Consider the following 12,671-nt stretch of genomic DNA (forward strand, 5'->3'; position numbering starts at 1 on the left):
TTCATCAGTCCACTGGGGCGAGTCAGGATCACTCCATGACGCTCGCACCGCTGTCTTCGACCCCGCGCAGCACCCTCACCCGCAAGAAGGACCGGGCCGCCACCGATCGGCAGGCACTGTACGACGTCCTCCGCGAGGGCCTGATCTGCCACCTCGGCCTCGTCCGCGACGGCGCGCCGGTGGTGCTCCCGACCGGGTACGGCCGCGACGGCGACACGCTCTACCTGCACGGCTCCACCGGCTCCGGCAACATCCGCGACGCCGCGCGCGGGATCGACGTGTGCGTGACCGTGACGCTCGTCGACGCGATCGTCTACGCGCGCTCGCTCAACAACCACTCGATGAACTACCGCAGCGCCGTCATCCACGGCCGCGCCCGCCAGGTGACCGACGCCGACGAGAAGACCCGCGCGCTGCGGGCGCTCACCGACCAGCTCGCGCCGGGTTCGTGGGAGCACGCGCGCGGGGTGAACGCGAAGGAGTCCGCGTCGGTCGCCGTGATCGCGGTCGACCTCGCCGAGGCCGCGGTCAAGATCCGCGCGGGCGACGCCATCGACGAGCCCGAGGACGTCGAGACGGGCACCGCGTGGGCGGGCGTCCTCCCGGTGCGCACCGTTTTCGGGCCGCCGGAGCCCGCGTCATACGTCCCGGACGGCACCCCCGTGCCGCCGCACGTTCACGACCGGGCCTGAAGCCGCACCGTGAACCGCGTGCGGCCGGGCCCGCTCTCCACGTCGACGTGGCCGCCGTGCGCTTCGGCCAGCGACTGCACGACGGCGAGGCCCAGCCCCGTTCCCCCGGTTCCGGTCGCCCCTCGCGCGCGTGAATCGTCGACGCGGTAGAAGCGGTCGAAGATGCGGGCGAGCGCTTCGGCGGGGATACCGGGCCCCTCGTCGGTGACGGACAGGAGCACCTCCTCGCCGTCGGTCTCGACGGACACGGTCACGGGGGTGCCTGCCGGGGTGTGCACGGCCGCGTTGGTCAGAAGATTGTCGAGCACCTGCCGCAGCCGCACCGGATCCGCGGTGATCGCGTGCGGGCCGCCGCCGATTTCGAGCGTGAGCGGCCGCTCCTGGTGCGCGGCTTCGAACGCCTGCGCGGCCTGCGCCGCCAGCTCGGCGGCGTCGATCTCCTGCCTGCGGATCGGCGGCTCGGCGCCCGGTTCGTCGAGGCGCGCGAGCAGCAGCAGATCGTCGACGAGCACGCTCATCCGCGCCGTCTCCTCGCGGATCTTCGCCAGGTGCGCGTCGCGCTCGGCCGGCTCGTTCGCGGCCGCGTAGCGGAACAGATCGGCGTACCCGCGGATCGATGTCAACGGCGTGCGCAGCTCGTGCGAGGCGTCGGCGACGAACCGGCGGAGGCGCTCGTTCGCGGCCGCGCGCGCGGCGAACGAGGAGTCGATGTGGTCGAGCATGAGGTTGAACGCGGTGCGCAGTTCGGCGACCTCGACGCCGCCGCCGCTGGCCTGCGCGCGCACCGGGACGTTCGCCGAATCGGTCAGGTCGTGCGAGGTGATGTAGTGCGCGGTGGCCGCCATCGAGCTCAGCGGCCGCAGCCCCCGTTTCAGCACGATGCGGCCCGCCACCACGAGCACGCCGAGCGCCAGCACGAACGCGACCACCTCGACCAGGATGAGCTGGTTCACGGTCTTGTCGAGATCGTTCTTCGGCGCCGCGCTCAGCAGCACCTCGCCCGCTTCGATCGGGCACGCGCGGACCCGGTAGGCGCCAAGGTCGTGCAGCGAAACGGTGGTCATCATGTCGCCCTTGACCGCTTGGAGCGCGATCTCGGAAAGCTCGTCGTACCGCGGTGGCAGCGCACCGCCCGGTTTCGCGGTGACGGTGGTGCCGTTGACCTCGAAGACCGAGGAATACCAGGAATACGCGGCCTGCGGCGAGCTGTGCTCGTTGCGCAGGCGGCTGAGCTGTTCGAGCTGGCTCTTGGTGAGCTGCTCGTCGAGCCTGCGGCCGAAGTAGTCCTGCATGATGCCGACCATCACGGTGCCCACCGTCGCGAACACCACGAGCGCCAGCGCGCCGAGCGCGAGCGCGAGCCGGGTGCCCAGCCGCAGCCGCCGCCACGCGTCGAGCCAGCGCGTCACCGCGACACCGCGCGCACCGCGTAGCCGACCCCGCGCACGGTGTGGATCAGCGGTTCGCCGCCGTCGTCGACCTTGCGGCGCAGGTGCGAGACGACCAGTTCGACCACATTGGACTTACCGCCGAAGTCGTATTCCCAGACGTGGTCCAGTATCTGCGCCTTGGTCAGCACGGCGGGCGAGCGCCGCATGAGGTAGCGGAGCAGCTCGTACTCCGTCGGCGTGAGCGAAACGTCCCTGCCGCCGCGGCGGACCTCCCTGGTGTCCTCGTCGAGCACGAGATCGGCGACCTCGATCACGGACCGCTTCCACGCGGGCCCGGTGCTGCGGCGCAACACCGCGCGCAGCCTCGCCATCAGTTCTTCGACGGAGAACGGCTTGACGAGGTAGTCGTCGCCGCCCCGGGTCAGCCCCGCGATGCGGTCCGCCGTCGCGTCCTTCGCGGTCAGGAACACCACCGGCACGGCACGGCCGGTCTCGCGCAGGCGGTCCAGCACGGCGAAGCCGTCGAAATCGGGCAGCATGAGGTCGAGCACCACGATGTCGGGCCCGAACGACGCGGCCTTCTCCAGCGCGTCGGCGCCGGTGCCCGCCGTGACCGCCTGCCAGCCCTCGTACCTGGCGACGGTGGCGACGAGATCGGCGATGTGCGGCTCGTCGTCGACGACGAGCAGGCGCACGGGCTCCTCGTTCTGCACCCCTTCATCCTGCGCCACGGCGTCCGCGCGGGGCGACCCGGGACGGGCCGCCGGGCCCGAACGACAGGAAGCCGACAGCTTGCCGCCAGATCCCTCCACAGTGGACTGCGATCCGTTCGGACATTGACAGTTAGGATCCAAACAGTTAGCGTCCATACTATGGACCCGTTGGAGCTCACCACCACCCTCGAGCTGATGCGCTGGGCCGTCTGGGCCCAGCGGAAGGCGGGCGAGGACTGGATCAGGACTCGCGAGCTCAGCTTCGAACAGAGCTTCGTGCTGGGCTGCCTCGTGCGGAGCCCCGGCGCGATCCAGCGCGACATCGCGCAGATGACCCGCACGACCGCGGCGAGCGTCTCCGGCCTGCTTCAAGGGCTCGAGCGCCGGGGGCTCGTCGAGCGCCGCACGGAAGGCGGCGACGAGCGCAGCAAACGCGTCTACGCGACGGCCGCCGGCGTCGAGCTCATCGACGGGCTCGACACCGCGATGGCCGACGCCGACGAGACGATCCTCGCCCCGTTGGACCAAGCCGAGCGAAACACCCTGCACGCGCTGCTCGCCAAGCTCACCGCGGAACTGCCGCAACCGACGCGGTCGTAAAACCGCGCACCTCCGCCGCACCCGGCGCCCGCCGGTGCGGCCCTCGACCCTGCCCGAAAAGGGAGCCATCATGAACGCACCCGTCACCGTCGTCGGCGCCGGACTCAGCGGCCTCACGCTCGCTCGTGTCCTGCACCTCAACGGAATCCCGGCCACCGTCTACGAAGCGGAAGCCTCCCCGTCGGCACGCGCGCAGGGCGGCATGCTCGACATCCACGACTACAACGGCCAGCTCGCGCTCGAAGCGGCCGATCTGACCGACGAGTTCCGCGGCCTCATCCTCGAAGGCCGCCAACAGATCCGCGTCCTCGCCCCGGACGGGACCGTGCTGTTCGACAGAGCCGACGACGGCACCGGCGGACGTCCCGAGGTGCAACGCGCCGAGCTGCGGCAGATCCTGCTCGACTCGCTCCCCGCCGGCACCGTCCACTGGGGACACAAAGTCGGCAGCGCGCGCACCCTCGGCGACGGCCGCCACGAAGTGGCCTTCGCCAACGGCGTCACGCTTGTCACGAGCCTGCTCGTCGGCGCCGACGGCACGTGGTCGCGGGTCCGCCCGCTGCTCACCGCCGCCATCCCCGAATACGACGGCACGTCCTTCGTCGAGACCTACCTGTACGAAGCCGACACCCGTCACCCCGCCACGGCGAAAGCGGTCGGCGGCGGGTCGGCGGGCGCGCACGGGCCGGATCGCGGGATCGCGGCGCACCGCGAGCGCGGCGACACCCTGCACGCCTACGTGACGCTCACCGAATCGCTGGAGTGGTTCGCCGCGATCGACTTCACCGATCCCGCCGCGGCCACCGCGCGGATCGCGCGGGAGTTCGACGGCTGGGCACCGGAGCTCACCGCGTTCATCACCGACGCCGACACCCCACCGGTCCTGCGCCCCCACTACGCCCTGCCGATCGGACACCGGTGGGAGCGCGTGCCGGGGGTGACCCTGCTCGGCGATGCCGCCCACGTCGCGGCCCCGAACGGCGAAGGCGCCAACCTGGCGATGCTGGACGGCGCCGAACTCGGCACGGCCATCGCGGCACACCCCGACGACCTCGAAACCGCCCTCGCCGAATACGAGGAGGCCATGTTCGCCCGCAGTACGAAGGTCGCCCTCGAAACCGCCGAGTTCACCGAGTCCCTTTCCGGCGACGACCCGGCCCCACGCCTGATCGCCGCACTCGGCGGGCAAACCCCCTGAACTCCTCGGCTTCACACCACGAGTTCCCACCGTCCCACTGGCGGTAGCGGTTCGCGGTCCGCAGAGGCTCGGAACGCCTGGATCGCGAGCGCGGCGAAACGCCGGGAGGCCGCGACACCGGCGGCCGTCGTCTTGGCCCGGATGCCCCGGTTGGCCATGATCACGAGCATCAGGTCGTCGAGGACGAAGTCGGCGCGAAGGTGGCCGGTGTCCTTGGCCCGGCGCGCCAGTTCGGCGATCGAGTTCAGCGCGTGCGCGCGGTCCGCGGTGAAGTCCAGCGCGCCGGGGAAGGCCGACATGAACGCTTCGGTGAAGCCGCGGTCGCGTGCCTGCGATTCGAAGATCTTTTCGATCACCAAGCAAAAGCCGCGCCACGGATCCGGATCGGCGAGCCCCTCGTCGACGACGGTGTAACACCCGCGCATCTGCTCGGCGAACGCCGCGGTGACCAGGTCCTGCTTGGTCGGGAAACGGCGGTACAGGGTGGCGGGCCCGACCCCGGCGCGGCGGGCGATCTTCCGCATCGGCACGTCGAGGCCCTCGGCGGCGAACAGCGCGCGGGCCGAGGCGAGGACGCGTTCGCGGTTGTCCATGGCGTCGGAGCGCAGCGGTTGAGGCAAACGATCGGTCACCACTCCCACTTTAAGCTAACCGGACGCCTGCGTCCGTTAGCTTCGGTGACCTGAGTTCACCACAGCGGAAAGGACAGCCGTGAAAGCAGTTTCGATCCAGGCGTTCGGCGATCCCGATGGCCTGGCGGTCATCGACGTCCCGGTTCCGGCTCCCGGCCGGGGACAAGTGCTCATCGCCACCGAGGCGATCGGCGTCGGCGGCGTCGACGTCCTGATCCGAAAAGGCGCTCTCGCCGCTTACGGCTTCCAGGAAGGGTTCGTCCCCGGTAACGAGGTGGCGGGCATCGTGACCGCGGTCGGTGACGGCGTCGACGAGGCATGGATCGGTCAGCGCGTATGGGCGTTCACCGGTACCGGTGGCGGTTACGTCGACCAGGCGGTCACCGGCGTCGAGGAGATCGTCCCCCTTCCCGCCGACCTGTCTGCTGTGGACGCGGTGGCGCTCGGGAATTCCGGCGTGGTGGCACATTTCGGCCTCGCCCACGCCCATTTCGCACCGGGTGAGTCGGTACTGGTGCGTGGCGCGGCGGGCAGCATCGGGATCACGACGGTCCAGCTCGCGGTCCGTAGCGGGGCAGGAGCGGTGGCGGTCACGACGTCATCGGCCGAACGCGGTGAGCGCCTGCGCGAACTCGGCGCGACCCACGTGCTCGACCGCGGCGGCGACGGCGACGGTCCAGCGGGCTACGACGTGATCATCGATGTCGTAGCCGGTCCGGACCTGCCGTCCTTCTTGGACCGGCTCAATCCGAACGGCCGCATGGTCGCCGTCGGTGTGCTCGGCGGACCGCCGCCCGCCGACTTCGGCACGAGGCTGATCGCGGCGTTCCGGAAATCGCTGTCGTTCGGCACCTTCAGCGCCGACACGGTGCCCGGACCCGACGGGCACGCCGTACGGGCCGCGCACTTCGCCGCCGCGAGCCGCGGCGAACTGCACCCGGTGGTGCACGAAGTGCTGCCGCTGGCGAAAGCCGAGCTGGCGCACCGGAAAATGGACGCGGGCGAGGTGTTCGGCCGGATCGTCCTCACTCCGTAGCCGATGGGTGCCGGGACAGCGCGTCCCGGCACGCCTCGGCGGCCGCTGCCGGATCGTCCGCGTAGAACGCGATCACCCGCGCGCTCGCCTGCTTCCCGAGCGGCCGAGTGAAGGTGATCGGTTCGGTCAGCTCCACCACGACGTTCGTTTCCGCGTCGAGCACGAGCATGAACTCTTCGCCGGAGAATCGCAGGTACCCGCCCGCGTCGTAGGTCTTCTTCTCGTGCCGTAACGAGGCGACCTTCTTCATCGGCACCCGCACATCCAGGTAATGGCCGAGCCGAATGCGCAGTTCATCCGGAGAGACGGCGTGCGGCCGCGTGATCATCGACGAAAGAAGACCGAGCGTGAAGAGCACGGTGTACCCATCGGCGAACCAGAGGATCACGTGCGCCGTGACGGGGAACCTCGCGAGCGAGAACACGACCGACTCGACGAGGCTGATCCCACCGAAGGTGAGTAGCAGCGCCCGCTGCGCTCGCACGTACGGCATCGCGACCGCGCCAGGAGCCACCGCCGGGCGACGCCGCAGCAGCGCGACCGTGCTGGCCAAGGTCCGGCTGTCGTTGCGCAGATAGCTGACAAGTGCGTTCATCGCTGTCCCGGAACTCCCCTCGTCCCCGCTTACTTCCGCCGTCCGATCGGATCGGACAGCTCCTTCACCATGACCACCGACGCTTCCTCGAAGCCCGCTTTGCGGTACAGCTCTCTCGCGGCGAAGTTGTCTCCGACGACGTGCAGCCGCACGGTCTCCAAGCCCATGAGCCGAGCCATCCCCTCTCCCGCCCGAAGTATCGCCAGCCCGATTCCACGGCGCCGCAAAGCATTCACGACGATGATATCGTAGATGAAACGGATCCTACGAACTCGAGGTGCATGTCGTCCATCAGTTCGGCGCACAACGAAACGGGATAAATTAAGGTGCAATGACGAAATTGGAATTTAGTCCGACGGAGCACGTCCGGAAATTCAGAATCGAGCAGGCATGCCTGTAATTCTAATGCCGACTTCCGGGTACGTCAGCGTTGACCTGTGGACGTTCCGGGGAAACTTTCCTCTCTTCGCGCGCCGTCGTCTCGCTTCAGCGGCGGCGTTTGGCAACTGCGAAACGCTCGATACCGCGCGCAGTGATCTTCCAGACTTCGGGCTTGCGGTCGGTCGCGTGCGTGATGATGTCGCGAAGGTTCATCTCGACCAATTGCTTGAGCCGGTCACGGGTCGCTTCACCCGGCAGGTAGAACATGTGCACCTTGGCCGCACGATAGGCGCTCAGCTCATCCGGACGCTCCATGATCTTGGCGTCGCGGTTGAGCACCACCCAGCCGGTGTGCGCGATCTTCTTCAACCATTCGGTGTCCGGTACCCCGAGTGATTCCGCACGCGTGCCAAACACTTCCGGTGGCGTGTGACAGCGGTAGCCCAGCTCGACGATAAGCCGCCGCACAGTTCGCGTGACGGCGTTCTCGTCCAAATAGAACTCAGGCGGCGCGGCCCAGGAGGACGCGGGCGGCGGCTCGCACGGCGTCGATTCCGATCCCGTGCTCCTCGGCGACGACGGCAGCTTCTTCACCTGCCTTCAGCATCGCGGCGACATTGGCCACTCGGACACCGGTGCCGAAAAACACGGGCTGGCCAGACGACCGGTACGGGTCGATGGCCACCTTGGACGGCTCGAACGGCTTGAGCGCGAGGTAGTTGGGGTAGTCATCCGCGCCGAATCCCACGTACTTCAGGTAGTCCTGCACGATCTCCCGCATGACCACCTGCCCGGACCCGCCTTCGATGAGCCCTGCCCCCGCTTCGGTCCGCGCGAAGTCCCAGAGCACGGAAATGCCGTCTGTCGCGAGCGACTGCGATACCAGGACGTACTCACGGCCGAACTCACGTTGCAGCTGGTTCAGCGCTGGCCGGATCCGTGTCGGCCGTACTCCCGCCTTACGCAGGCCTTCAAGGACCCACGCCTCGGCCATCGCGATGAACGGCACCGTCGCCTGCCGGATGCTGTCCGAGTCCGCGACATGGATCAGCGGGCCACCACGCGGGTAGCCGCGCGCCCAACGGTGAAAGGTCTGCTGTGGGATGCCCAGGTGACGTGCCGCGTCGGCCATCGTCATCAGTGGGCGCGAGAACCGGACGTCCTCAGTCATCGGCTCCCCTTCCCACGGCAGGCTGCAGGCCCGTACCCAGTATTCACCTTCGTGTCGAAGGTACCAAGAGCGGCACGCGAACGGTTCAGGCCAGGATGACTTTGCCGAGTTCGGCGTGCGTCGCCAGCAGCGGGTGCTTCGGCAGGATCCGCACGGTGTACCCGAGCGAACCGGCCTGCGGCAGTTCCAGCGCCGCGGTGAACTCCCCGATCCCGGTCGGCTCCATCTTCACCGACACGGGGTCCTGCAGATCGTCGGTGTCCCCGACCCTGCCCACCACGGCCTGAACCTCCACATCGGACGGTTCGAGCCCGGCGAGGTCGATCCTGGCGCGCACCCTGATCTCGTGGCCGACCACCAGCGCGTCCGGCGGCTCGACCACGAGTTCGGAGTCGAAGAGCCGCACGCTGCGCCACGACAGTGCCATCTTCTGCTGGTACTGGGCCAACGACCGGGATCCGGCGAACCCGTCGGCGACGGCCGCGGTGACCGTTTCCGCGGCGGGGCCGTAGCAGGTGTCCACGTATTCGCGGACCATCCTGGACGCCTGCACGCGCGGGCCGAGCGTGTCGAGGGTGTGCCACACCCTCGACAGCCAGCCTTGCGGCACACCGGATTCGCCCCGGTCGTAGAACAGCGGCACCACCTGCTGCGCCAGCAGGTCGTACAGCGCGGCGGCTTCGAGGTCGTCGCGGCGCAGCGGGTCGGTGATGCCGTCGGCGGTCGGGATCGCCCAGCCGTTGCTGCCGTCGTAGCACTCGTCCCACCACCCGTCCTTGATGGACAGGTTGAGGCCGCCGTTGAGCGCGGACTTCATCCCCGAGGTGCCGCACGCCTCGAGCGGGCGGGTGGGGTTGTTGAGCCACACGTCGCAGCCGCGGTAGAGGTACCGCGCCATCGACATGTCGTAGTCGGGCAGGAACACGATCCGCCTGCGCACCGCCGGATCGTCGACGAACCGCACGATCTGCTGGATCAGCGCCTTGCCGCCCTCGTCGGCCGGATGCGACTTGCCCGCCACCACGAGCTGGACCGGCCGCTGTTCGTCGAGCAGCAGCGCGCGAAGCCGTTCCGGGTCGCGCAGCATCAGCGTCAGCCGCTTGTAGGTGGGCACGCGGCGCGCGAACCCGACGGTCAGCACGTCCGGGTCGAACACGGAGTCGACCCAGCCGAGTTCGAGCGGGGAAGCGCCGCGCTGCAGCCACGACGCGCGCACCCGGCGGCGCACCTCGGCGACCAGCTTCTGACGCAGGTCGCGCCGCAGCGCCCACAACTGCTCGTCGGTGACCTTGTCGCGCAGGCTCAGCCCGCCGTCCCGGCCGAGCCGGTCGTAGTCCCCGTCGAGCAGCTCGGTCATCTCCCGCGCCACCCAGGTCGGGCCGTGCACCCCGTTGGTGACGGCCGAAATCGGCACCTCGTCGTCGTCGAAGCCCGGCCACAGGCCGCCGAACATGCGCCGCGAGACCCGGCCGTGCAAGGCGGACACCCCGTTCGCGCGCTGCGCGAGCCGCAGGCCCATGTGCGCCATGTTGAACAGTCCGGGGTTGTCCTCGGCGCCCAGCGCGAGCACGCGGCGGAGATCGAGCTTGGGCAGCAGCCTGCCGTCGCCGAAGTAGTGCTGCACGAGGTCGACCGGGAACCGGTCGATCCCGGCGGGGACCGGCGTGTGCGTGGTGAACACGGTGCCCGCGCGCACCGCGGGGAAGACGTCGTCGAACTCGAGCCCGCTGGCGTCCATCAGCTCGCGCGCCCGTTCGAGGCCGAGGAAGCCCGCGTGTCCCTCGTTCGTGTGGAAGACCTCCGGCTGCGGGTGCCCGGTCAGCTCGCAGTACCGGCGCACCGCCCGCATGCCGCCGATCCCGGCGAGGATCTCCTGCCGGATCCGGTGGTCCGCGTCGCCGCCGTAGAGCCGGTCGGTGACGCCGCGGAGGTCCTCGTCGTTCTCTTCGATGTCGGTGTCGAGCAGCAGCAGCGGGATCCGGCCGACGCTCGCCTGCCAGATCTGCGCCCGCAGCTCGCGCCCGCCCGGCATCGCGACGCCGACCCCGACCGGCACGCCGGAGGGTTCGGTGAGCAGTTGCAGCGGCAGCCCGCTCGGGTCGATCACCGGGTAGTGCTCGACCTGCCAGCCGTCGAGGGAAAGCGACTGCCGGAAGTACCCCGCCCGGTACAGCGGGCCGACGCCGATCAACGGCACCCCGAGATCGGATGCCGCCTTCAGGTGATCGCCCGCGAGCACGCCGAGGCCGCCGGAATAGTTCGGCAGCGCCTCGTGCACGCCGAACTCCATGCAGAAGTACGCGACCGCGGCGGGCAGGCCGCCCACCTCGGCGGAACGCTCCTGGTACCAGCGGGGCTCGGTCAGGTACTCGCGCAGGTTTTCGGTGACCTCGTTGGCGCGCGCGAGGAAGGCTTCGTCCGCGGCCAGCTCGGCGAGCCTGGTCGCGGACACCGCGGTGAGCATCCGCAACGGGTCCCTGATCCGGCGGAACAGCTCGTCGTCCATGGACGCGAAGAGGTCCCGTGTCGGTGGATGCCAGGTCCAGCGCAGGTTGGTGGCCAGCGCGGTGAGGCCCGTGAGCGGTTCCGGGAGACTGGGGCGGACGGTGAACCGGCGCACTGCTCGCATGAAGAGCGACCCTAGCCCGTACCGCTGGGGTCGCGCCGTGCAGTCGGCCACGGCGGTTCGGCGAAGCGGTGCATGCGGCCCGAACGCACTGGGTAGGGTGCCTCGCGTCGGGTGTTCGCCGAGGTCCGCAACGGGGCCGTGGATGACGAAGTGAGTGACCATGTTCGCAGGGGGCGTGCGGCGGCCGGTGGCCGTCGTGACCGCAGCCGTGCTGGCCTTCGGGCTCGCGGCGTGCGGATCATCGGATGACGAGGGCACGGTGTCGCCCGGCACGGTGTCGGGACTGCCGGTCACCCATTTCCAGAGCGGTCTGCGCTCGGGCGCGCCGACGCCGGAGCTCGAGGTCAAGAACGTCTCCAAGAGCGAGTCCGACCAGCTCGCGATGGCCACCATCAGCGACGTGTCGGCGTTCTGGGACGAGAAGCTGCCGGAGAACTTCGGCGGCCAGAAGTTCGAGCCGGTCAAGCAGCTCACCTCGTACGAGTCGAACGGCCCGAACCAGACGACCGGCTGCGGTGACACCAAGAAGCAGATCAACGCGTTCTACTGCGGCGCCGACGACTCCGTCGCGTGGGACCGCGGCGTACTGCTGCCGTCCCTGCTCCAGAAGTTCGGCCCGATGGCCGTGGTGGTCGTGCTCGGCCACGAGTTCGGCCACGCGGTGCAGTACCGGCTGAAGGACAAGGCCGGGATCACCCGCACCACCCCGACGATCGTCAAGGAACAGCAGGCCGACTGCTTCGCGGGCACCTACTTCCGCTGGATCGCCGAGGACAAGAGCAAGTCCTTCCGGGTGTCCACTTCGGAGGGACTGAGCCAGGTGATGGCCGCGATGTACATGATCCGCGACCAGGCAGGCGGCTCGGCGACCGAGCAGGGCGCGCACGGCTCGGCGTTCGACCGCACCTACGCCTTCCAGCTCGGGTTCGAGAAGACCCCGAAGGACTGCGCGGGGATCACGCTGGAGAACACCAAGGCCAGGATCACCGAGAAGGCGTTCGCGCAGGGCAAGGACAAGAACCAGAAGGGCGACTCGCGGATCGACGAGGACGTCATCGGCACGCTCAAGAAGAGCCTCGACGGGGCGTTCGCGAGTGCCGGCGCGCAGCCGCCGCAGATCGTCGCCGACGGCGGGTCCTGCCCGAACGGGCCGAGCACGCCGCCCGCGTCCTACTGCCAGGCGACGAACACGGTGAGCATCGACCTCCCCGCGTTGCAGGCGCTGGGCAAGCCGACGCTGACCGACGAGGAGAAGACCGAGGAGGATCCCGGTGGGATGGGCGACTTCGCGGTGTTCGCCGAGGTCGCGTCCCGGTACACCCAGGGCATCCAGAAGGCCGTCGGCGCGTCGATCGACAACGTCAACGCGGGGCTGCGGACGGCGTGCCTCGTCGGCGCTTGGGCCGCGGTCACGAACCAGAAGGGCCAGGAGCTGAGGCTGTCGCCGGGTGACCTCGACGAGGCGATCGGCGACCTGCTGCAGCCGACGAGCCTGGTCGCCGCCGACGTGAACGGCAAGCGCGTGGACAGCGGGTTCGCCAGGGTGGAGTCGATGCGCCGCGGCTTCATGGAGGGCTCGCCGAGCTGCTCCCAGCTCTACGGCTGACGGAATGCGGGGGCGCTTTCGCGAGCG

The 12,671-nt window shown here is 69.5% G+C and carries 13 protein-coding genes; 5 read left to right on the forward strand and 8 right to left on the reverse strand.

The window, feature by feature from the left end; all coding sequences use genetic code 11:
* The first annotated feature begins 35 nt into the window (after nt 1-35).
* The gene (locus tag ABD256_RS35495; protein ID WP_344429197.1) at nt 36-692 is read left to right on the forward strand and encodes a pyridoxamine 5'-phosphate oxidase family protein; all 657 of its coding nucleotides are present in this window, start codon (nt 36-38) and stop codon (nt 690-692) included.
* On the opposite strand, the gene ABD256_RS35500 is transcribed toward ABD256_RS35495, so the two are convergent.
* On the reverse strand, nt 677-2,101 hold the full coding sequence (locus ABD256_RS35500) for a sensor histidine kinase (protein WP_344429199.1): 1,425 nt from the start codon (nt 2,099-2,101) through the stop codon (nt 677-679). The genes ABD256_RS35495 and ABD256_RS35500 overlap by 16 nt on opposite strands.
* Nucleotides 2,098-2,796 (reverse strand): response regulator transcription factor, encoded by a 699-nt coding sequence (locus ABD256_RS35505; protein WP_344429201.1) that lies wholly within the window; start codon nt 2,794-2,796, stop codon nt 2,098-2,100. The genes ABD256_RS35500 and ABD256_RS35505 overlap by 4 nt, the downstream gene beginning before the upstream one ends.
* Nucleotides 2,797-2,955: 159 nt before the next feature.
* Here ABD256_RS35505 and ABD256_RS35510 point away from each other — a divergent pair, with 159 nt between their 5' ends.
* The gene (locus ABD256_RS35510) at nt 2,956-3,396 is read left to right on the forward strand and encodes a MarR family winged helix-turn-helix transcriptional regulator (RefSeq protein ID WP_344429203.1); all 441 of its coding nucleotides are present in this window, start codon (nt 2,956-2,958) and stop codon (nt 3,394-3,396) included.
* Nucleotides 3,397-3,466: 70 nt separating this feature from the next.
* The gene (locus ABD256_RS35515) at nt 3,467-4,594 is read left to right on the forward strand and encodes an FAD-dependent oxidoreductase (protein WP_344429205.1); all 1,128 of its coding nucleotides are present in this window, start codon (nt 3,467-3,469) and stop codon (nt 4,592-4,594) included.
* Nucleotides 4,595-4,605: 11 nt separating this feature from the next.
* Here the strand turns inward: ABD256_RS35515 and ABD256_RS35520 are convergent, their stop codons facing one another.
* Nucleotides 4,606-5,226, reverse strand: coding sequence for a TetR/AcrR family transcriptional regulator (locus ABD256_RS35520; RefSeq protein ID WP_344429207.1), 621 nt, complete (start codon nt 5,224-5,226; stop codon nt 4,606-4,608).
* A gap of 79 nt (nt 5,227-5,305) precedes the next feature.
* Between ABD256_RS35520 and ABD256_RS35525 the strand changes: the two genes are divergently transcribed.
* Nucleotides 5,306-6,262 carry a zinc-dependent alcohol dehydrogenase family protein gene (locus ABD256_RS35525; RefSeq protein ID WP_344429209.1) on the forward strand — a complete coding sequence of 319 codons (957 nt, stop codon included), beginning with the start codon at nt 5,306-5,308 and terminating at the stop codon, nt 6,260-6,262.
* Here ABD256_RS35525 and ABD256_RS35530 read toward each other — a convergent pair.
* The 5 genes from ABD256_RS35530 to glgP all read right to left on the reverse strand — a co-directional run bounded on the left by ABD256_RS35530 (nt 6,252) and on the right by glgP (nt 11,038).
* Nucleotides 6,252-6,857, reverse strand: coding sequence for a hypothetical protein (locus tag ABD256_RS35530; protein ID WP_344429211.1), 606 nt, complete (start codon nt 6,855-6,857; stop codon nt 6,252-6,254). The genes ABD256_RS35525 and ABD256_RS35530 overlap by 11 nt on opposite strands.
* A 29-nt stretch (nt 6,858-6,886) precedes the next feature.
* Nucleotides 6,887-7,162, reverse strand: a complete 276-nt coding sequence (locus tag ABD256_RS35535; protein ID WP_344429213.1) for a GNAT family N-acetyltransferase — start codon at nt 7,160-7,162, stop codon at nt 6,887-6,889.
* A 181-nt stretch (nt 7,163-7,343) separates the two neighbouring features.
* Nucleotides 7,344-7,733 carry a PIN-like domain-containing protein gene (locus ABD256_RS35540; protein WP_344429215.1) on the reverse strand — a complete coding sequence of 130 codons (390 nt, stop codon included), beginning with the start codon at nt 7,731-7,733 and terminating at the stop codon, nt 7,344-7,346.
* A gap of 7 nt (nt 7,734-7,740) precedes the next feature.
* Nucleotides 7,741-8,409, reverse strand: coding sequence for a DUF433 domain-containing protein (locus tag ABD256_RS35545; protein WP_344429217.1), 669 nt, complete (start codon nt 8,407-8,409; stop codon nt 7,741-7,743).
* Between the two features lie 85 nt (nt 8,410-8,494).
* Nucleotides 8,495-11,038, reverse strand: coding sequence for an alpha-glucan family phosphorylase (glgP, locus tag ABD256_RS35550; RefSeq protein WP_344429219.1), 2,544 nt, complete (start codon nt 11,036-11,038; stop codon nt 8,495-8,497).
* A 160-nt stretch (nt 11,039-11,198) separates the two neighbouring features.
* Here glgP and ABD256_RS35555 point away from each other — a divergent pair, with 160 nt between their 5' ends.
* A complete protein-coding gene (locus ABD256_RS35555; protein ID WP_344429221.1) occupies nt 11,199-12,644 on the forward strand; it encodes a neutral zinc metallopeptidase in 1,446 nt (481 codons plus the stop codon).
* Nucleotides 12,645-12,671 lie beyond the last annotated feature (27 nt).

It is taken from the genome of Amycolatopsis minnesotensis (assembly GCF_039529815.1).
GTDB lineage: Bacteria > Actinomycetota > Actinomycetes > Mycobacteriales > Pseudonocardiaceae > Amycolatopsis > Amycolatopsis minnesotensis.